The sequence below is a fragment of the Citrobacter sp. CK199 genome (genome assembly GCF_030333285.1).
GTDB lineage: Bacteria > Pseudomonadota > Gammaproteobacteria > Enterobacterales > Enterobacteriaceae > Citrobacter_B > Citrobacter_B koseri.
Genome location: NZ_JAOWGF010000025.1, coordinates 278,335 through 297,485 on the forward strand (window position 1 = coordinate 278,335; position 19,151 = coordinate 297,485).

Here is a 19,151-nt window from a genome sequence, read left to right on the forward strand (position 1 = left end):
GCAGCGCCATCAGGCGCATTACGACTACTTACTGCTGTCCGGGCCGCGCTCGCCGGTGGACACTGGATTTTTCGGATCGCTGCTCCATTCGTACCAACCGCCGTCATACACGGCGACGTTTTTCCAGCCCATCGCCCGCGCGTACATAAACGTTTCGGAGGCGCGCCAGCCGGTGCCGCAATAGAAGGCAACGTGCTGATCCGGCAGAATATCCCACTGCTTCCACATGGCGGCGATATCCTCTGCGCTGCGCATGGTGCCGTCCGGGTTATGGAAATCCTCCATATGCGTGGAATCGCTGCCCGCATGTCCCCAGCGCGCGCCGGCAATTTCGCCTTTTGGCTTGATATAGCTGTATCCGCTGGTGGTGCCGATAAATTCCGGCCAGGAACGGATGCTGACCAGCGATGCGTCCTGACGGTGCAGCAGGGCGCGGGCCTGTTCCATATCCAGCATTAACTGCGGCTGTGCCGGGATCGCCACGCCAAAGTCGGGTTCCGGCTTCACGTCAGCCGGCATGCCGCGTTCAACCGGCAGACCCGCATCGGACCAGGTTTGCCAGCCGCCGTCGAGCAGACGAACGTCCTTCACGCCCGCATAGAGCATAATCTGCGCAACGCGCGCCGCAGCGTACACGTCGCGGCCATACAGAATAACCGTCGTGTCATGGCGAATACCGTGTTTCGCCAGCATCGCTTTCAACTGCGCGTCAGAGACTTTATTCCACAGCGGTTCGCTTTCCACCTCATTGGTGTCGATGTATCCGGCGCCGGGAATGTGGCTGAGCAGATAATATTTCGGCGCGCCCCAGCCTGCTTCAATCACCTTCCAGTCTCCCGCCGGTTTAGCCGTAACCGGCTGGTTTTGTTGAAGGGCATGCAACCACTGTGGGTATGCTAATTGCTCGAAGTGAGGGAGCTTTTGCAGTCGGGAAGGATCGGTCAGTGCATCGCTCAGCGTAGCAATCTGGCTGAAGCCTGCCTTCTGTAAACGTGATTTCACCGCCTGTACGCCACTGTCATTGCCATACAGCGCCAGCGGGGCGTCTTTCCTGAGCTGATGCCGTTGCAGCCAGGCGGCGAGCTGCTCGTCGCTCATTTTATCGAGCCAGGAGGCTGACAGATTCAGTGCGGAAGGTTCGTGACCGGAAGGGCCATTAAGGGTTTGCGGCCAGCCGTTGTAAAAAGCGCTCTGGCGCGTATCAATTGCGGCGCCCTGTTTTTGCTGTAGCTGGCTGAAGGTAAGCGACTGCGCCATATCAGCAGCCCAGGAGGAAGCGCAGGCGAGTCCTGAAGCCAGTGCCAGCGCGGTCATTTGAGAAACACGTTTCATCGAATAGCCCGACGTTAAAATAAGAGGGCGCCATTCTCTGCTGGCTGGCAGGGAAAAACTTTGCGTTAACGCAGTTTGTCGGCATATTCACGCCCACGCCTCCATCTGGAGCACCGTGCCGCCGGGAGGAACATCCTGGATATCGTGCGTCACCTGTACCACCGGAATATTTTGTTGCCGTACTTCGGCAAAGACCCACCGGCGGAAGGCGTCGCGGCGCCCGGCGTCCAGTCGGCTGAACGGCTCATCCAGCAGTAATGCCTGCGGTTGCGCCAGTAACGCGCGAAGCAGGGCCACCCTGGCGCGCTGGCCGCCGGACAATGACGCCGGATCGCGGTGGCTGAACCCGTCCAGCCCGGCGCGCTCAAGAGCATGTCGCACTTCCGTTTGTCTGGCCGCCCCTTTTATCGCGGCAGGCAGCGCCAGCAGTAAGTTCTGTCCGACGCTGAAATGGTCAAACAGCAGGGCATCCTGAAACAAAATACCGATTTGACGTTGCGCGGTGGGGAGCGTATCGATGCGTCGTTCGTTGAGCCAAAGCTCGCCGGAGGCCTGAAACTGAGACGGCAGTGCGCCGACCATCCACGAAAACAGCGAAGACTTTCCGCTACCGGAAGGCCCCATCAACGTGACAATGTCACCTTTTTTGACCTGAAAGGCGACCTGATTCAATAAGCGGTGATTGCCCTGGCGCAGCGTGAGATGTTGAACGATGAGCATTAGCGGAGTCCTTGACGATAGTGGCCAATGACGCGTGAACATAGCGCCGTCAGCGCGAAAACCAGCAGGGGTAACAGCAGTTGCCATAGCGCCTGCGACGCAAGAATTGTGGTACTGCCGCCGCTGCTGAGCGCCACGGCTTCTGTGGTGAGCGTAGGATAGCGTCCGGCGCCCAGCCAGAGTGTCGGCATATATTGGACGATGCTGACGGAAAAGCCGACCGCGAAGGCAAACAATGCGGGGCGCAGTAAAAGTGGGCACTTGATGCGCCAGAAGATACGAGCCCGCGTCCAGCCCAGCGTTTGCGCGATCAGCACCAGCCGTGGGTCAATGCGCTGCCAGGCGGGTTTGAGGACGAATAACATCCACGGGATAACCCACAGCAGGTGTCCCCAGATAACGGTAGCGTACTGGCCGTCTTGCCCGGCGAGCAGCGCCAGAGTGTATTGCCCGGCGACCAACGGCAGCGCAGGCAGCAATATTGGCAGCCAGACCCAGCGGTGCCCGGTTTGCGGCCCCCATTCCAGCCATAAGAACAGCGTCATCAACCCCAGCACGGCGGACGCCAGCCCCATTTGCAGGCTGTTCGCCAGCGCTTCGTGGTTCACCGACGCGGGTTCAGCCATATAAGCCAGCAGCGCCACGCACAGCATGCCGCTTAACGGCAGCGTCAGCGCCAGCGTTTTTCCGCTTCTGCCTGATAAGCGCTGGCGGCGAAAACCGTTGATGGCAGGAAGGGTGCGTTGCCACCCCCGCCAGATGAGATAGCCGAACAGGGCAAACAGCATAAGCAACGCCACGAGCAGTAAACTGGCGAGAGCGCCTTTGGCCTGTTGGTCGGCGTCGCCCTGGCTCAGCCATTGCCAGCTTAACACTGCCAGCGTAGGTGGATTGCCCGGCCCCAGAATCATCGCGACATCCACTGTCGATAATGACCAGGCGACAATCGCCAGCATTACCGCGCCTAATCCAGGCGCAACGGCGGGTAACAGCAGCCAGCTCAGGCATTGCAGACGGCTGTAGCCCAGGGTATCCAGCACGATGACCTGCTGCGAAAGCTGTTTTTCACTTAATAATGCCGACAGGACCCAGAGCAGAAAGGCGCTCTCTTTGACGGCCAGCGTGAGCCCAAGCCCGATGCCATAGCGATCCATCTGCGGCGTGAGCGAGGGGAAAAGGCGATAAAGCATCCCGCCTTCGGCAAAAAGCAGCAGGGCGCTGGCGGCAAAGGCCACATGAGGAATGGCCAGTAGCCAGGGGAGGCGGGCGCAAAGACGCGCCCATTTTGCGCCAGGCCACAACGCGACGACGATCGTCAGCGCAATAGCCAGCGCGCCGGTTGCCGCCAGGGTGACGGAGACCAGCGTTGCCCACAGCGCCTGCGGGAGTTGCGGATCGCTAAACAGCGCCAGCCAGTGCGTAGCGGAGAGCGCGGGCGTGATAAGCGTGAATGCGGCAGGAACCAGCGGCAGCCAGATGACCGCCATCACGCCCCAGACCAGCAGGGTTACTGCGTACCGTAGCGGCGTAGCCATGCCTGTTCCAGCGCGTTCACCCATGCGGAATGCGGTTCCGCCAGCGTAGGCGGCAACCCGTCAGGAATGCGCGACCGTAACGCTTCCCGCTGCCCGGCGGGCAGCTTATGCGGGTCAAGCACGGAAGGATCGCCCCAGAACGCCGGATCGGCTTTGCGCAACTGCGCGTCGGGAGAGAGCAGGAAATTGGCAACCACCTTTGCGGCAGCGCTGGCGCGGGCGTTCGCCGGGATCGTGACAAAATGCACGTTGCCAATCATGCCTTGTGAAAAACCGAAACTGTAGCTGGTTTTGGGCAGTTCGCCGCTGGCAATCTTTTGCTGCGCATGAGCAGGATTAAACGTCAGAGACAGGCGCAGCGAACCGGCTTGCAGCAGCGCGTCCATCCGGGCGGGAGAGGGAGGGAAGTCTTTTCCCTTCCGCCACAGGCTGGGATGCAGCGCATCGAGGTATGCCCATAGCGGCGCGGTGACGGAATCGAACGTCGCGTCATCCGGCGCGACCTTGAGCGCATCCGGTTGAGGGGTTAACGCCAGTAACAGCTGTTCCAGAAACGCCGTCCCGGTAAAATCCGGCGGCCGTGGATAGGTGACAGTACCGGGATGGGCTTTCGCAAAAGCGAGTAGCGCCTGCGGGCTTTGCGGCGGCTGCGGCGTAATATCCCGGTTAGCAATGAAGGTTAACTGCGCGCCGCCCCAGGGTGACTCCGCCCCTTGCGTTGGCATGGAAAAATCCTCGCGTACCGGTTTGCGCGTATCGACATAGCGCCAGTTTGGCAGCGTCTCCGCCCAGTGGGTTTGCAGCAGTCCGGCTTCTTTCAGCGTGCGGAAGTTCTCGCCATTTACCCACAGCAGATCGACGGAACCATCGGTTTTACGCCCGGCGGCGGACTCAGTCTGAATGCGTTTCACGGCATCGGCGGCATCCGCAAGCCGGACAATCCTGAGGTTAATGGCGTAATGCGTTTTCATCTCGCCGCTGACCCAGTCGAGATACTGATTAACGGCATTGTCGCCGCCCCAGGCGTTAAACCAGACGGTCTGACCTTTGGCTTCATCTTTCACCGCCTGCCAGTTTTCGACGGCTTGCACATGGCCCGTCAACAGTAGACCCGCCAGTAATAGAGTACGACGCATGATCGCTCCTGAAATTAGGATCGTAAAAAACGCTTAACCAGCCAACGGGAGGCCAGCGGTAACAGCCCCAGCAGGGCAAAGGCCGCCAGCATACCGGGGGAAATGATGTCGCGTATTGATGTCAACTGGCTGAGCTGGCGTCCGGCGTTGAGATAAATCACCGTTGCCGGAAACATGCCCGCCTGACTGATCCACCAGTATTGACGTACGCGGATTGACGTCAACCCGGCGAGTAAATTAACGAGAACAAAGGGAAACAGCGGCATTACGCGCAGCGCAAACAGATAAAAGGCACCGTCGCGCGCCATGCCATGATCTACGGTTTGCATCTGGCGTGCGAACCGGCGGGAGATCCACTCCCGCAGCAGGTAGCGGCTGGCCAGCATGGCGAGCGTAGCGCCGAGGGTTGACGCGAAGGAGACCAGCAGCGTTCCTTGCCAGAGTCCGAATAGCGCGCCGCCGAGCAGCGTCAGCAGCGCAGCGCCGGGAATCGATAAGGCCGCCACCAGCGTATAGACCAGAAAATAGAGACCGGCGCTCAGGAATGGCGACTGTTGCTGCCAGGCCGCCAGCATCGTGTGATAGCGTTTCAGGGTATCAAGGGAGATAAAACCGGGAGGCAAAGCCCACACCACCCCGGCGATACAGATGATTAAAAAACCTGAGAGCAGTCGTTTTTTCGCGTTCACCTGTGTTTATCAGACCCGGAATTTTGCCCAGACGGGCGCATGGTCGGACGGTTTTTCCATGCTGCGGATTTCATAGTCAATGCCGGTTTCAACGCAGTGTTCGGCCAGCGGATTGCTCGCCAGCAGCAGGTCGATGCGCAGCCCCCGGTTGTCGTCAAAACCTTTTGAGCGGTAATCAAACCATGAAAATTTATCGACCGTTTCCGGGTGCGCGTGACGGAAGGTATCCACCAGCCCCCAGTTAATCAGGCGATCCATCCACTCGCGCTCTTCCGGCAGGAAGGAGCACTTACCGGTACGCAGCCAGCGTTTGCGGTTCTCTTCGCCAATGCCGATGTCCAGATCGGTTGGGCTGATATTCATATCCCCCATGATCAGCACCGGATTGTCGCGTTTCAGTTCGTTGTCCAGGTAGTTTTGCAGGTTCTGATAAAACTGCGCTTTTGCCGGAAATTTCAGCGGGTGGTCACGGCTTTCGCCCTGCGGGAAATAACCGTTAATGACGGTGATACTGCCCAGCGGCGACGGGATTTCCGCCATGATGATACGGCGCTGCGCCTCTTCGCCGTCGTCGGGAAAACCACGGCGCACAGAAACAGGCGTCTCTTTGGTCAGTAGCGCGACGCCGTAATGGCCTTTCTGTCCGTGATAGAAGACGTTATAGCCGAGCTTTGCTACCTCTTCGAGAGGGAACATATCGTCGTGAACTTTTGTCTCCTGCAAGCCGATCACGTCAGGCTGGTGCTTGTCGACAATGGCTGACAGTTGATGAGGACGGGCGCGCAGGCCGTTGATATTAAAAGAGACAAATTTCATAGTCGCTGCCACTTTGCAAGGTGAATAGTGCAAGGATGGTAGCAGAAATTAGACGGGCTGACTGCCACTTGTCGCGCGAATCAAACGATAACTGCCAATGGCCTTAACGATGGAGCAAAAACTGCACTGTTTCAGGGCGGAGTGCGTCATAACGATGCAATAATTTCCGATAAATTTCGTCTACGATCACAATTCCAGAATTATATTTGGCGACTGAATAATATTTCGATTTTTCCTCTTATTTGTTCTTTTCTTCGCAAATATATTCACTTTTTATGCAGCAATAGTGAATACCGGCGGGTTGTAACCCGTTGATTTTTCGTTTCCAAAACCGGTTTATGCATTTTTTCCTCTGGCTGGCACGAACAGTGCAATCTACATTTACAGCGCAAACACTCATTTTATTAACATATAAATAACTTTTTATTTACCGAAAGAGGTCGCTATGTCTCTGTCAATTACGCGTGAAAATTTTGATGAATGGATGATGCCGGTCTATGCCCCGGCACCTTTTATTCCGGTTCGTGGAGAAGGCTCACGCCTGTGGGATCAGCAGGGGAAAGAGTATATCGACTTCGCCGGGGGAATTGCGGTGAATGCGCTCGGCCATGCGCACCCGGCTTTACGCGAGGCGCTGAATGAGCAGGCGAGCAAATTCTGGCATACCGGAAATGGCTACACCAACGAGCCGGTGCTGCGACTGGCGAAGATGCTGATTGACGCCACCTTTGCTGAACGCGTCTTCTTCTGTAACTCCGGCGCGGAGGCCAACGAAGCGGCGCTAAAACTGGCGCGTAAGTATGCGCACGATCGTTTTGGCACGCATAAAAGCGGGATTGTGGCATTCAAAAATGCCTTTCATGGCCGCACGCTGTTTACCGTCAGCGCAGGCGGGCAGCCCGCGTATTCACAGGATTTCGCTCCGCTGCCGCCGGATATCCGCCATGCCGTGTATAACGATCTCAACGCGGCCAGCGAACTGATTGATGACACAACATGCGCGGTGATCGTGGAGCCCATGCAGGGCGAAGGGGGCGTGCTCCCGGCCACGAAAGCATTCTTACAGGGGCTGCGCGAATTGTGCGACCGACACAATGCCTTGCTGATTTTTGATGAAGTACAGACGGGGGTTGGGCGTACCGGCGAGCTGTATGCCTACATGCATTATGGCGTCACCCCCGATCTGCTCACTACTGCTAAAGCGCTGGGCGGCGGTTTCCCCATCGGGGCGCTGTTGGCCACTGAAAAATGCGCCAGCGTGATGACGGTAGGCACTCACGGAACCACCTACGGCGGCAACCCGCTGGCTTCTGCGGTGGCGGGAAAGCTGCTGGAAATCGTCAATACGCCGGAAATGCTGAACGGCGTTAAGCAACGCCATGACTGGTTTGTCGAACGCCTGAACGCCATAAATGAACGCTTCGGATTGTTCAGTGAAATTCGTGGACTGGGGCTGCTTATTGGCTGTGTTCTGGAGGCTGAGTTTGCCGGAAAAGCTAAACTTATTTCACAGGAAGCCGCAAAAGCCGGGGTGATGGTGCTGATTGCGGGCGCTAACGTGGTGCGTTTCGCACCTGCGTTAAACGTCAGCAAAGAGGAAGTGGCAACCGGGCTGGATCGCTTTGCGCTGGCCTGTGAACGCATCAAAGCAGGAGGTTCGTCATGATGGTGATCCGCCCCGTCGAACGACGTGATGTCAGTGCGTTAATGCAGCTTGCCAGTAAAACCGGCGGCGGCCTGACCTCTCTGCCAGCAGATGAAGCGACGCTGACGTCGCGTATTGAGCGTGCGCTAAAAACGTGGCGTGGCGAACTGCCGAAAAGCGAACAGGGTTACGTGTTCGTGCTGGAGGACAGCGATACGGGAAGCGTTGCGGGAATTTGTGCGATTGAGGTGGCCGTGGGGTTGAACGATCCCTGGTACAACTATCGCGTTGGCACGCTGGTGCATGCTTCTAAAGAGCTGAATGTCTATAACGCGCTGCCGACGCTGTTTCTCAGTAACGATCACACCGGGAGCAGCGAACTGTGCACGCTGTTCCTTGACCCCGACTGGCGCAAAGAGGGCAACGGCTATTTGCTCTCTAAATCACGCTTTATGTTTATGGCGGCGTTTCGCGACAAATTTAATGAAAAGGTTGTGGCGGAAATGCGCGGGGTGATCGACGAACACGGCTACTCGCCGTTCTGGGAAAGCCTGGGAGAACGCTTTTTTTCCATGGAATTCAGCCGGGCAGACTATTTATGCGGCACCGGGCAGAAGGCGTTTATTGCTGAACTGATGCCGAAGCACCCTATTTACACCCATTTCTTATCGGAAGAAGCGCAGGCGGTGATTGGCGAAGTACATCCGCAAACGGCGCCGGCCAGAACGGTACTGGAGAAAGAAGGTTTCCGCTACCGCAACTATATCGACATTTTCGACGGCGGCCCGACGCTGGAGTGCGACATTGATCGGGTTCGGGCAATCCGTAAAAGCCGCCTGCTGGACGTGGTGGAAGGCCAGCCCGCGCCGGGCGAGTTTCCGGCGTGTCTGGTCGCCAATGAAAATTATCATCACTTTCGCGCCATGCTGATTCGCACCGACCCGGATACGCAACGTCTGGTGCTGACTGCGGCGCAACTTGATGCGCTCAAATGCCACGCGGGAGATCGCGTTCGTCTGGTACGTCTTTGCGCTGAGGAGAAAACCGCATGACTTTATGGATAAATGGCGACTGGGTAACTGGTCAGGGGGAGCGCCGGGTCAAAACGAATCCGGTGAATGGCGAAGTGCTCTGGCAGGGCAGCGACGCGGATGCGACACAGGTCGCTGAGGCAGGGCGTGCGGCGCGTGCAGCGTTTCCGGCCTGGGCCAGGCTGCCTTTCGCCGCGCGACAGGCCATTGTGGAAAAATTTTCCGCCTTGCTGGAGGTTCATAAAGCGGAGTTGACGGCAATTATTGCGCGAGAAACCGGGAAGCCTCGCTGGGAAGCGGCGACGGAAGTGACGGCGATGATCAATAAAATCGCTATCTCGGTGAAGGCATACCATGCCCGGACGGGAGAACAACAAAGCGAATTGCCGGACGGGGCGGCGACATTGCGCCATCGTCCGCATGGCGTGCTGGCGGTGTTTGGCCCATACAATTTTCCCGGCCATTTACCCAACGGCCATATCGTTCCGGCGCTGTTGGCCGGAAATACCCTGATTTTTAAACCGAGCGAGCTGACGCCGTGGACTGGCGAAGCGGTGATGAAACTGTGGCAACAGGCGGGGTTGCCGCCTGGCGTACTCAACCTGGTGCAAGGAGGGCGCGAAACGGGACAGGCGCTCAGCGCGCTGGACGCGCTTGACGGCCTGCTCTTTACCGGCAGCGCGAATACGGGATATCAGTTGCACCGTCAGTTATCCGGGCAACCGGAAAAAATCCTGGCGCTGGAAATGGGAGGGAATAACCCGCTCATCATTGAGAATCCAGAGGACATTGATGCGGCGGTACACCTCACGATTCAGTCGGCGTTTGTCACCGCCGGACAGCGCTGCACCTGCGCCCGCCGTTTGCTGGTGACACGCGGGGAACAGGGCGACGCGTTTCTGGCGCGCCTGCTGGAGGTGAGTCAGCGTTTAACGCCGGGTGAGTGGGATGATGAACCGCAGCCGTTCATCGGCGGGCTGATTTCCGAACCGGCTGCGCGTCATGTGTATGAGGCCTGGCAGCGTCTTGAGGCGATGGGTGGACGAACGCTGCTGGCCCCACGTATGCTGAAAGTGGGAACGTCCTTGTTAACGCCGGGCATTATCGAAATGACCGGCGTGAAGCAGGTCCCGGATGACGAAGTGTTTGGCCCGTTACTGAGCGTCTGGCGCTATGAGCGCTTTGATGAAGCCATTCGTATGGCGAATAACACCCGCTTCGGTTTGTCGTGCGGGCTGGTGTCTCCCGATCGTAAGCAGTTCGACCAGCTACTGCTGGAGGCGCGTGCGGGTATTGTTAACTGGAACAAACCGCTGACCGGAGCGGCCAGCACGGCGCCGTTTGGTGGCGTTGGCGCGTCGGGGAACCATCGCCCCAGCGCCTGGTATGCAGCAGATTATTGCGCCTGGCCGATGGCGAGCCTAGAATCGCCGACGCTTGTACTGCCCGATTCGCTCAGTCCGGGGCTGGACTTCTCTCGCGAGGAACCGGTATGAAAGCGCATGAAGTGAATTTTGACGGTCTGGTGGGGTTAACCCACCACTATGCCGGGCTGTCCTTTGGTAATGAGGCGTCGATACAGCACCGCTTTCAGGTGTCGAATCCCCGCCTGGCGGCGAAGCAGGGCTTACTCAAGATGAAAGCGCTGGCGGATGCGGGATTCCCTCAGGCGGTCATCCCCCCGCACGAGCGGCCGTTTATTCCCGTGCTTCGTCAGCTAGGTTTTAGCGGGCAGGACGAGCAGGTGCTGGAGAAGGTGGCGCGCCAGGCACCTCACTGGCTCTCCAGCGTCAGCTCCGCTTCGCCGATGTGGGTGGCGAATGCGGCGACGGTATGTCCTTCAGCGGACGCGCTTGACGGCAAAGTGCATCTGACGGTGGCGAACCTGAACAACAAATTTCACCGCGCGCTGGAGGCGCCGACCACGGCGTCTTTGTTGCGGGCCATCTTCCGCGACGCGCAGTTTTTCGCAGTGCACGACGCGCTGCCGCAGGTGGCGCTGCTGGGGGATGAAGGCGCTGCCAACCATAACCGGCTCGGCGGTGATTATGGCGTGCCGGGGATTCAGCTGTTTGTCTATGGGCGTGAAGAGGGCGTCGATACGCGTCCGGTGCGCTATCCGGCGCGGCAAACCCGCGAGGCCAGTGAAGCGGTGGCGCGTCTTAACCAGGTGAATCCGCATCAGGTTATCTTTGCCCGGCAGAATCCAGACGTTATCGATCTCGGCGTGTTCCACAATGATGTGATTGCGGTGTCGAACCGCCAGGTGCTGTTCTGCCATGAACAGGCGTTCGCAAAGCAGGGCGAGCTGATGCGCCAGCTCCGGTCGCGCGTGGCGGGATTTATGCCGCTTGAGGTGCCTGCCCGGGAGGTTTCTGTGCAGGATGCCGTCGCCACGTACCTGTTTAATAGTCAGCTTTTAAGCCGCGATGACGGCTCGATGGTGCTGGTTCTGCCGCAGGAGTGCCGGGAACATGCCGGTGTGTGGCGGTATCTGAACGCGTTGCTGGCGGCTGATAACCCCATCAGCGATCTGCGCGTGTTCGACCTGCGCGAAAGTATGGCGAACGGCGGCGGCCCGGCCTGTTTACGCTTGCGCGTGGTATTGACCGAGGATGAGCTGCGGGCGGTGAATCCGGCGGTGATGATGAACGATACCCTGTTCAGCACGCTCAATGACTGGGTGGATCGTTATTATCGCGACCGCCTCACCGCCGCCGATCTGGCCGATCCGCAATTGCTGCGTGAAGGGCGGGAGGCGCTTGATACGCTGACGCAACTGCTTAACCTGGGATCGGTGTATCCCTTCCAGCAGGAGGGCGCAGGGAATGGATAACTTTCTGGCGCAGACGCTGGCAGGAATATCCCCCGATATTACGCAAGGGGAAACGGAGAGCTTTCACTGGCGCTGGCAGATGCCTGGTGTGCTTGAACTTACGCCTGCCGTTGAGGTTGACCGCGCTCTGGTACTCTCTGCGGGCATCCACGGCAATGAAACGGCGCCTGTGGAAATGCTGGACGCACTCCTTTCGGCGCTGTTTGAAGGGAAAATCCCCCTGCGCTGGCGATTGCTGGTGATTCTGGGGAATCCTCCGGCGCTGGCCGAGGGGGTACGCTATTGCCATAGCGATATGAACCGTATGTTCGGCGGGCGCTGGCAGATGTTCGAGGAGAGCGGGGAAACGCTGCGCGCCCGCGAGCTGGAACAACTGCTGGAGGATTTTTATTCCCGCCGCAAAACGCGGATACGCTGGCATCTCGATCTGCATACTGCGATTCGCGGCTCCCGCCACGTTCGGTTTGGCGTTTTGCCGCAACGGCCGATCCCCTGGGATGAACACTTTTTGTCATGGCTGGGGGCGGCAGGGCTGGAGGCGCTGGTTTTTCATCAAACGCCGGGCGGCACCTTTACGCATTTTAGCTGTGAGCATTTTGGCGCGTTGTCCTGCACGCTGGAGCTGGGCAAAGCGCTGCCGTTTGGGCACAACGATCTGACGCAATTTACCCCCACCGCGCAGGCGCTGGCAACGTTGCTGGCGGGAGAAAAGCCGATGGAAGGGGGAACGAGGCCGGTTCGCTATCGCGTGGTGGCGCAAATTACACGCCGCAGCGATGCGTTTGTTCTCTGTATGGATAACCAGACGCTGAATTTCACGCCGTTCAAAGAAGGAACGCTACTGGCGCAGGATGGCGATGAGCAGGTGATCGTTACCCATGATGTTGAATATGTTCTCTTTCCTAACCCTAATGTGGCCTGTGGTTTACGCGCTGGCCTGATGCTGGAAAAACTCGCGTAATTATTTCTCCCCTCAGGCGAACGTCTGAGGGTCTTATTTTTGTGTGCTATCGCGATTTATTACGGATTAATCCTGGTAAACTGCTTTATTAATAGTCATCGGTCAGGTATAGTTCTTCATATTTCCTGCAAAATCATCCGCTTGCAATAAAATATTGCAACTCTCCTCGATTTATTCTTTTTTTCTTCATAATTGACGAAAAATTGTTTTTTACACTTTCATTGTTTTACCGTTGCTCTGACTAATTGACGATTAAGGCGGTAAAGTTTATCTCGTCAACACGGCGCTACGCCGAAAGAATAACTGAAAGGAAGGACATAGATTATGCGTAAATTAACTGCACTGTTTGTTGCCTCTACCCTGGCGCTGGGCGCTGCGAACCTGGCTCACGCGGCTGATACCACTACCGCTGCTCCGGCAGATGCGAAGCCGATGATGCACCACAAAGGCAAATTCGGTCCGCATCATGACATGATGTTCAAAGATTTGAACCTGACCGACGCGCAGAAACAGCAAATCCGCGACATTATGAAAGGTCAGCGTGACCAGATGAAACGTCCGCCGCTGGAAGAGCGCCGCGCAATGCACGATATCATCGCCAGCGACAGCTTCGATAAGGCGAAAGCTGAAGCGCAGATTGCGAAGATGGAAGAACAGCGCAAAGCCAATATGCTGGCGCACATGGAAACGCAGAATAAGATCTACAACATTCTGACGCCGGAACAGAAAAAACAGTTTAATGCCAATTTTGAGAAGCGTCTGACAGAACGTCCGGCGCCGGAAGGTAAAATGCCAACACCACCTGCTGAGTAATCCCTCAGCGTTACGCTAACGCATTCAAGACCGCCGGTCCTGTTCACAACATCTCTTCTCGATGTGGACAGGATCGGCGGTTTTTCTTTTCTTCTCGTTAAGGTAAATCTTCACTGCTGCCGATAACAACAATGTGCCATATTATGGCGCTGCGTCCTTCTCGGGAGTGATAATGGAATACTTTGATATCCGTAAAATGCCGGTAAACCTCTGGCGCAATGGTGCGGGCGAAACGCGCGAGATTTGTTGTTTTCCTCCGGCGACGCGGGATTTTCACTGGCGCGCCAGTATTGCGTCTATCGCCGGGAACGGGGAGTTTTCCCTTTTCCCTGGGGTTGAGCGCGTTATTACGTTACTGGAAGGCGGAGAGGTGATGCTGGAAGGCGTGAATACGTTTACCCATACCCTCAAGCGACATCAGCCGTTCACGTTTGCAGGCGATAGCGTCGTGAAAGCCACGCTGTCGGAAGGGCAAATGTCGATGGATCTCAATATCATGACCCGACGCGATCGCTGTAAGGCGAAGGTCAGGGTTGCCGATCGCACGTTTACGACCTTTGGTTCGCGCGGTGGCGTTGTGTTTGTTATTAGCGGCGCCTGGCAACTGGGAGACAAGCTCCTGACCGCCGATCAGGGCGCCTGCTGGCATGACGGGAAACACACGTTACGGTTGTTGAAGCCAGAAGGACAGCTGTTGTTTAGCGAGATTACGTGGTTGCCGGGTTATACGCCGGACACCGTCCAGTAAGTGCAACAGGACAGCGCCCGATGGCGCTTCGCTTATCGGGCCTACGGGCGTTATACAGTGATGTAGGCCGGATAAGACGGTACGTCGCCATCCGGCGATTATGATCTCTTCCAGAAATCGTCAAACACCGTAATGGGTGTGCGACGCTTGTGTTCCGTTCGGATATACCAACCTTCGATGATTTTCGCGACGCTGGCATCCAGCGTTTTCCCTTCCAGATAATCATCAATGTTGTCATAGGTGACGCCCAGCGCCGCTTCGTCCGGCAGAGAAGGGCGATCGTCTTCGAGATCCGCCGTTGGCGCTTTCTTATATAAATGTTCCGGGCAACCCAACGCGGCGAGCAGCTGTTTTCCCTGGCGCTTGTTCAGACGGAAAAGCGGGTTAATATCGGTACCGCCATCGCCATATTTAGTGAAGAAGCCCGTCACCGCTTCGGCGGCATGATCGGTGCCGACCACCACACCGTTGGTCATTCCGGCGATACTGTACTGCGCCTTCATGCGTTCGCGGGCTTTTTCGTTGCCGCGAACAAAATCGCTTAATTCAATGCCTGCTTCACGCAACGCCTGCTCGCTGGCCAGAACGGCGCCTTTAATATTGACGGTCAGGACTCTGTCCGGCTGAATAAACGCGATCGCATCCTGACAATCCTGCTCGTCGGCCTGCACGCCGAATGGCAGACGCACGGCAATAAATTGCAGGGCGTCGTTCCCTGTCTCTTCACGCAGTTCAGTAATTGCGGTCTGGCACAATTTGCCCGTCAGCGTCGAATCCTGCCCTCCGCTGATACCCAGTACCAGGGATTTCAGGAAGGGATATGTTTTCAGGTACGCTTTCAGGAAATCTACGCTGCGGCGAATTTCCTCTTCTGCATTAATGTGTGGTTTTGCGCCAAGCGCCCGGATTATCTCTTGCTGTAGCGTCATTTAACCCCTCCGAAGATTTTCAGAATAAATATACTGCGTTAAAGCTAACGCTTTGCTCTCTAAACGACAAGACTCCACGGCCTGAGTGGCGCAATTTACGGCATTAAAACGACATCGTTTTGTTTAATTGGAATTTTCTGAAAGATTTGTTGCATCGATTGTGGGCTTGAAAAAAGCCCTGATGTATTCCAGGCTTATATAACACGCTGATAAACAAGAGGACGGAAAATGAACAAGAATATAGCAGGAATTCTGAGTGCAGCGGCGGTAATGACTATGCTGGCAGGGTGTACGGCGTACGATCGTACAAAAGACCAATTTGTCCAGCCTGTAGTAAAAGATGTGAAAAAAGGGATGAGCCGGTCGCAGGTTGAGCAGATTGCCGGTAAGCCTTCATCTGAAGTGAGCATGATTCACGCGCGCGGTACTTGCCAGACCTACATCCTGGGTCAACGTGATGGTAAAGCTGAAACCTATTTTGTCGCGCTGGATGATACTGGCCATGTGATTAACTCCGGCTACCAGAGCTGTGCAGAGTATGACACCGATCCGCAGGCTCCGAAGCAGTAACAACTGTATATTGCCTGAGCATATGTATGAACCGGCCTGTGTGCCGGTTTTTTTGTTCCTGGGATAATCTTATTTATTGTCGCGAAATATTTGCCTGAAATGTGAGAGGGGTCATAACACCAGGTCAATGAGAGACAATTTTGTTAGTCAAAGAAATACCATCCGCCAGTTCTATCCCGTATACTCATTTCAGCCACCTAAAAAAGTAAATTCGGTTACGCAAGTTGTCCAGTGCATGGATGCAGGTTAAGGCTTGCGGAATGGCTGGCTAACAGATAATCGCATATGAGGATCGTTTTTATGGAAAAGAAACACATTTATCTGTTTTGTTCTGCGGGCATGTCGACTTCTTTACTGGTATCGAAGATGCGCGCTCAGGCTGAGAAATATGAAGTGCCGGTTATTATTGAAGCATTTCCTGAGACGCTGGCAGGAGAAAAAGGTCTTTCAGCGGATGTCGTGTTATTAGGCCCACAAATTGCTTATATGTTACCCGAAATTCAACGTTTGTTACCCAACAAACCTGTGGAAGTGATTGACTCGCTGCTGTACGGCAAAGTCGATGGTTTAGGCGTGCTTAAGGCTGCTGTCGCAGCAATTAAAAAAGCCGCCGCAAATTAATTTTTTTTGTTTTAATTTTTCCCGTCAAAGAGTTATTTCATAAACATTCACCGCAATATTTTATTGCGGTATTTAAGGGTATTTTTCTATGAGTAACGTCATTGCTTCACTTGAAAAGGTACTCCTTCCTTTTGCTGTTAAAATAGGAAAGCAGCCGCACGTTAATGCAATCAAAAACGGCTTTATTCGCTTAATGCCGTTAACCCTTGCGGGGGCCATGTTTGTATTAATCAACAACGTTTTCCTGAGCTTTGGGGAGGGGTCGTTTTTTTATTCTTTAGGCATTCGGCTTGATGCTTCCACCATTGAAACATTGAATGGCTTAAAAGGTATTGGCGGAAACGTCTATAACGGTACGCTCGGTATTATGTCGTTAATGGCGCCGTTCTTTATCGGAATGGCGCTGGCGGAAGAGCGTAAAGTTGATGCGCTGGCGGCGGGGCTGTTATCCGTGGCGGCATTTATGACCGTTACGCCATATAGCGTAGGCGAAGCTTATGCGGTTGGCGCGAACTGGCTGGGCGGTGCGAATATTATCTCCGGTATTATTATTGGTCTGGTCGTGGCGGAAATGTTTACCTTTATTGTGCGCCGCAACTGGGTCATTAGATTACCGGACAGCGTCCCGGCGTCGGTTTCCCGTTCATTCTCGGCGTTAATTCCAGGCTTTATTATTCTCTCCATTATGGGGATCATTGCGTGGGCGCTGGCGAACTACGGTTCTAACTTCCACCAGATCATTATGGATACCATTTCTACGCCGCTGGCATCGCTGGGCAGCGTGGTTGGCTGGGCCTATGTGCTGTTTGTTCCGCTACTGTGGTTCTTTGGTATTCACGGCTCGTTGGCATTGACCGCGCTGGACAGCGGTATTATGACCCCGTGGGCGCTGGAAAACATCGCCATCTATCAGCAGTTTGGTTCCGTGGATGCGGCGCTGGAAGCCGGGAAGACGTTCCACGTCTGGGCGAAACCGATGCTCGATTCCTATATTTTCCTCGGAGGGAGTGGCGCGACGCTGGGTCTGATTATCGCCATCTTCCTGGCCTCGCGTCGTGCGGATTACCGCCAGGTAGCAAAACTGGCGCTGCCGTCCGGTATCTTCCAGATTAACGAACCGATTCTGTTCGGCCTGCCGATTATTATGAACCCGGTGATGTTTATCCCGTTCATTCTGGTTCAGCCGATTCTGGCCGCCATTACGCTGATTGCGTATTACCTGGGGATTATCCCGCCGATTACCAACATCGCGCCGTGGACGATGCCAACCGGTCTGGGCGCGTTCTTTAACACCAACGGCAGCGTTGCCGCTCTGCTGGTCGCACTGTTCAACCTGGGCGTCGCGACGCTGATTTATCTGCCTTTCGTGGTTGTCGCCAACAAAGCGCAGAATGCAATTGAGCAAGAAGAAAGCGAAGAAGAAATCGCTAACGCACTGAAATTTTAAATTTAATCCGGCATGGTCTCCCCATGCCGGGCTGAACCAGAGGAAAACGTATGTTGGATCTCGAAAACGTAGCGGGTACGCCGTCAGAGGCTGAAGAACTCGAAGAAGTGGTGATGGGGCTTATCATCAACTCCGGTCAGGCGCGTAGCCTGGCTTATGCGGCGCTGAAACAGGCCAAGCAGGGCGATTTTGCTGCGGCAAAAACGATGATGGAGCAGTCGCGGATGGCGCTCAATGAAGCGCATCTCGTGCAGACGAAACTGATTGAAGGCGATCAGGGCGAAGGTAAAATGAAAGTCAGCCTGGTGCTGGTTCATGCTCAGGATCACCTGATGACGTCGATGTTAGCGCGGGAACTGGTTACAGAGTTAATCGAGCTTCACGAGAAGCTGGAACAGTGAGGGATAAATGATGCAGCTACAGGTTAACGCACCGGAGATCGCTACCGCTCGTGAGCAACAGCTTTTTAACGGCAAGAATTTCCATGTGTTTATCTATAACAAAACTGAGAGCATCAGTGGGCTGCATCAGCATGATTATTATGAATTTACCCTGGTGTTAACGGGGCGCTACTATCAGGAAATCAACGGTAAACGTGTGCTGCTGGAGCGTGGTGATTTCGTGTTTATCCCGTTGGGATCGCACCACCAGAGTTTCTATGAGTTCGGCGCCACGCGTATTCTTAACGTTGGTATCAGTAAGCGTTTTTTTGAACAACACTATCATCCTTTATTACCGTTTTGTTTTGTTGCGTCTCAGGTATACCGGGTCAACAGCGCTTTCCTGACTTATATTGAAACGGTTATCGCGTCGCTGAACTTTCGGGGAAACGGGTTAGATGAGTTTGTAGAAGTGGTCACCTTCTACATCATTAACCGGCTGCGCCATCACCGTGAAGAGCAGGTGATTGACGATATTCCGCAATGGCTGAAAGCGACCGTGGAGACAATGCACGACAAAACGCAGTTTGGTGAAAACGCGCTGGAAAATATGGTGCACCTGTCCGCAAAATCTCAGGAGTATCTGACCCGCGCAACGCAGCGTTATTACAGCAAAACACCAATGCAGATTATTAATGAGATCCGTATTAATTTTGCGAAAAAACAGCTGGAAATGACCAACTACTCCGTAACGGATATAGCGTATGAGGCGGGTTACAGTAGCCCAAGTCTGTTTATTAAAACGTTTAAAAAGCTGACCTCATTTACACCGAACAGTTATCGTAAAAAATTAACTGAATTTAATCAGTAAACAATATTGACCTGACAACACGATTTTATCGCTTGCCCTGAATAGCGCGGGACGTCCGCGCCATACCTGAC

19 protein-coding genes are annotated in these 19,151 nt (G+C 55.3%); 12 read left to right on the forward strand and 7 right to left on the reverse strand.

What is annotated here, in order from left to right; translation table 11 throughout:
• Positions 1 to 24 precede the first annotated feature (24 nt).
• The 6 genes from OGX75_RS10250 to xthA form a co-directional block, all read right to left on the reverse strand.
• A complete protein-coding gene (locus OGX75_RS10250; protein WP_286451587.1) occupies positions 25 to 1,332 on the reverse strand; it encodes a sulfurtransferase in 1,308 nt (435 codons plus the stop codon).
• Positions 1,333 to 1,419: 87 nt separating this feature from the next.
• Entirely contained in the window at positions 1,420 to 2,052 is a 633-nt protein-coding gene (locus OGX75_RS10255; RefSeq protein WP_110494321.1) for an ATP-binding cassette domain-containing protein, read from the reverse strand.
• Positions 2,052 to 3,587: an ABC transporter permease family protein gene (locus tag OGX75_RS10260; protein WP_286451586.1), complete on the reverse strand. Its 1,536-nt coding sequence runs from the start codon at positions 3,585 to 3,587 to the stop codon at positions 2,052 to 2,054. The genes OGX75_RS10255 and OGX75_RS10260 overlap by 1 nt, the downstream gene beginning before the upstream one ends.
• Complete coding sequence (locus tag OGX75_RS10265) at positions 3,560 to 4,723, reverse strand: ABC transporter substrate-binding protein (RefSeq protein WP_286451585.1); 1,164 nt, start codon at positions 4,721 to 4,723, stop codon at positions 3,560 to 3,562. Before OGX75_RS10265 ends, OGX75_RS10260 begins: the two co-directional genes overlap by 28 nt.
• A 14-nt stretch (positions 4,724 to 4,737) precedes the next feature.
• Positions 4,738 to 5,412 (reverse strand): TVP38/TMEM64 family protein, encoded by a 675-nt coding sequence (locus tag OGX75_RS10270; RefSeq protein ID WP_502873185.1) that lies wholly within the window; start codon positions 5,410 to 5,412, stop codon positions 4,738 to 4,740.
• Between the two features lie 9 nt (positions 5,413 to 5,421).
• On the reverse strand, positions 5,422 to 6,228 hold the full coding sequence (gene xthA / locus OGX75_RS10275; protein ID WP_012132643.1) for an exodeoxyribonuclease III: 807 nt from the start codon (positions 6,226 to 6,228) through the stop codon (positions 5,422 to 5,424).
• Between the two features lie 445 nt (positions 6,229 to 6,673).
• On the opposite strand from xthA, the gene astC reads away from it, so the two are divergent.
• The 7 genes from astC (at position 6,674) to ves (ending at position 14,262) form a co-directional block, all read left to right on the forward strand.
• Positions 6,674 to 7,894: a succinylornithine/acetylornithine transaminase gene (astC, locus tag OGX75_RS10280; RefSeq protein WP_071258197.1), complete on the forward strand. Its 1,221-nt coding sequence runs from the start codon at positions 6,674 to 6,676 to the stop codon at positions 7,892 to 7,894.
• Entirely contained in the window at positions 7,891 to 8,925 is a 1,035-nt protein-coding gene (astA, locus tag OGX75_RS10285) for an arginine N-succinyltransferase (protein WP_012132639.1), read from the forward strand. Before astC ends, astA begins: the two co-directional genes overlap by 4 nt.
• Entirely contained in the window at positions 8,922 to 10,400 is a 1,479-nt protein-coding gene (astD, locus tag OGX75_RS10290; protein ID WP_286451584.1) for a succinylglutamate-semialdehyde dehydrogenase, read from the forward strand. The genes astA and astD overlap by 4 nt, the downstream gene beginning before the upstream one ends.
• Entirely contained in the window at positions 10,397 to 11,740 is a 1,344-nt protein-coding gene (gene astB / locus OGX75_RS10295; RefSeq protein ID WP_198448238.1) for an N-succinylarginine dihydrolase, read from the forward strand. Before astD ends, astB begins: the two co-directional genes overlap by 4 nt.
• On the forward strand, positions 11,733 to 12,701 hold the full coding sequence (astE, locus tag OGX75_RS10300) for a succinylglutamate desuccinylase (RefSeq protein ID WP_104868733.1): 969 nt from the start codon (positions 11,733 to 11,735) through the stop codon (positions 12,699 to 12,701). The genes astB and astE overlap by 8 nt, the downstream gene beginning before the upstream one ends.
• A gap of 324 nt (positions 12,702 to 13,025) precedes the next feature.
• A complete protein-coding gene (spy, locus tag OGX75_RS10305) occupies positions 13,026 to 13,514 on the forward strand; it encodes an ATP-independent periplasmic protein-refolding chaperone Spy (RefSeq protein WP_047457387.1) in 489 nt (162 codons plus the stop codon).
• Positions 13,515 to 13,686: 172 nt separating this feature from the next.
• Positions 13,687 to 14,262, forward strand: a complete 576-nt coding sequence (gene ves, locus OGX75_RS10310; protein ID WP_047457383.1) for an environmental stress-induced protein Ves — start codon at positions 13,687 to 13,689, stop codon at positions 14,260 to 14,262.
• 98 nt (positions 14,263 to 14,360) lie between these two features.
• On the opposite strand, the gene nadE is transcribed toward ves, so the two are convergent.
• On the reverse strand, positions 14,361 to 15,191 hold the full coding sequence (gene nadE, locus OGX75_RS10315) for an NAD(+) synthase (RefSeq protein WP_049008582.1): 831 nt from the start codon (positions 15,189 to 15,191) through the stop codon (positions 14,361 to 14,363).
• Positions 15,192 to 15,419: 228 nt separating this feature from the next.
• On the opposite strand from nadE, the gene osmE reads away from it, so the two are divergent.
• The 5 genes from osmE to chbR all read left to right on the forward strand — a co-directional run bounded on the left by osmE (position 15,420) and on the right by chbR (position 19,080).
• On the forward strand, positions 15,420 to 15,761 hold the full coding sequence (osmE, locus tag OGX75_RS10320) for an osmotically-inducible lipoprotein OsmE (RefSeq protein WP_012132630.1): 342 nt from the start codon (positions 15,420 to 15,422) through the stop codon (positions 15,759 to 15,761).
• Between the two features lie 300 nt (positions 15,762 to 16,061).
• A complete protein-coding gene (gene chbB, locus OGX75_RS10325; protein ID WP_024130389.1) occupies positions 16,062 to 16,382 on the forward strand; it encodes a PTS N,N'-diacetylchitobiose transporter subunit IIB in 321 nt (106 codons plus the stop codon).
• 88 nt (positions 16,383 to 16,470) lie between these two features.
• Positions 16,471 to 17,829, forward strand: a complete 1,359-nt coding sequence (gene chbC / locus OGX75_RS10330) for a PTS N,N'-diacetylchitobiose transporter subunit IIC (RefSeq protein WP_012132628.1) — start codon at positions 16,471 to 16,473, stop codon at positions 17,827 to 17,829.
• Between the two features lie 50 nt (positions 17,830 to 17,879).
• A complete protein-coding gene (gene chbA / locus OGX75_RS10335) occupies positions 17,880 to 18,230 on the forward strand; it encodes a PTS N,N'-diacetylchitobiose transporter subunit IIA (protein WP_012132627.1) in 351 nt (116 codons plus the stop codon).
• A 7-nt stretch (positions 18,231 to 18,237) separates the two neighbouring features.
• Complete coding sequence (gene chbR / locus OGX75_RS10340; RefSeq protein ID WP_012132626.1) at positions 18,238 to 19,080, forward strand: transcriptional regulator ChbR; 843 nt, start codon at positions 18,238 to 18,240, stop codon at positions 19,078 to 19,080.
• Positions 19,081 to 19,151 lie beyond the last annotated feature (71 nt).

Excerpts from the sequence above, each read along its gene's own strand:
- astD (WP_286451584.1), top strand. The coding sequence starts at position 8,922 with ATGACTTTATGGATAAATGGCGACTGGGTAACTGGTCAGGGGGAGCGC.
- OGX75_RS10250 (WP_286451587.1), bottom strand. The coding sequence starts at position 1,332 with ATGAAACGTGTTTCTCAAATGACCGCGCTGGCACTGGCTTCAGGACTC.
- nadE (WP_049008582.1), bottom strand. The coding sequence starts at position 15,191 with ATGACGCTACAGCAAGAGATAATCCGGGCGCTTGGCGCAAAACCACAC.
- astB (WP_198448238.1), top strand. The coding sequence starts at position 10,397 with ATGAAAGCGCATGAAGTGAATTTTGACGGTCTGGTGGGGTTAACCCAC.
- chbC (WP_012132628.1), top strand. The coding sequence starts at position 16,471 with ATGAGTAACGTCATTGCTTCACTTGAAAAGGTACTCCTTCCTTTTGCT.
- astE (WP_104868733.1), top strand. The coding sequence starts at position 11,733 with ATGGATAACTTTCTGGCGCAGACGCTGGCAGGAATATCCCCCGATATT.
- OGX75_RS10255 (WP_110494321.1), bottom strand. The coding sequence starts at position 2,052 with ATGCTCATCGTTCAACATCTCACGCTGCGCCAGGGCAATCACCGCTTA.
- ves (WP_047457383.1), top strand. The coding sequence starts at position 13,687 with ATGGAATACTTTGATATCCGTAAAATGCCGGTAAACCTCTGGCGCAAT.
- OGX75_RS10260 (WP_286451586.1), bottom strand. The coding sequence starts at position 3,587 with ATGGCTACGCCGCTACGGTACGCAGTAACCCTGCTGGTCTGGGGCGTG.
- chbA (WP_012132627.1), top strand. The coding sequence starts at position 17,880 with ATGTTGGATCTCGAAAACGTAGCGGGTACGCCGTCAGAGGCTGAAGAA.
- chbB (WP_024130389.1), top strand. The coding sequence starts at position 16,062 with ATGGAAAAGAAACACATTTATCTGTTTTGTTCTGCGGGCATGTCGACT.
- spy (WP_047457387.1), top strand. The coding sequence starts at position 13,026 with ATGCGTAAATTAACTGCACTGTTTGTTGCCTCTACCCTGGCGCTGGGC.
- astC (WP_071258197.1), top strand. The coding sequence starts at position 6,674 with ATGTCTCTGTCAATTACGCGTGAAAATTTTGATGAATGGATGATGCCG.
- OGX75_RS10265 (WP_286451585.1), bottom strand. The coding sequence starts at position 4,723 with ATGCGTCGTACTCTATTACTGGCGGGTCTACTGTTGACGGGCCATGTG.
- astA (WP_012132639.1), top strand. The coding sequence starts at position 7,891 with ATGATGGTGATCCGCCCCGTCGAACGACGTGATGTCAGTGCGTTAATG.
- xthA (WP_012132643.1), bottom strand. The coding sequence starts at position 6,228 with ATGAAATTTGTCTCTTTTAATATCAACGGCCTGCGCGCCCGTCCTCAT.
- chbR (WP_012132626.1), top strand. The coding sequence starts at position 18,238 with ATGATGCAGCTACAGGTTAACGCACCGGAGATCGCTACCGCTCGTGAG.
- osmE (WP_012132630.1), top strand. The coding sequence starts at position 15,420 with ATGAACAAGAATATAGCAGGAATTCTGAGTGCAGCGGCGGTAATGACT.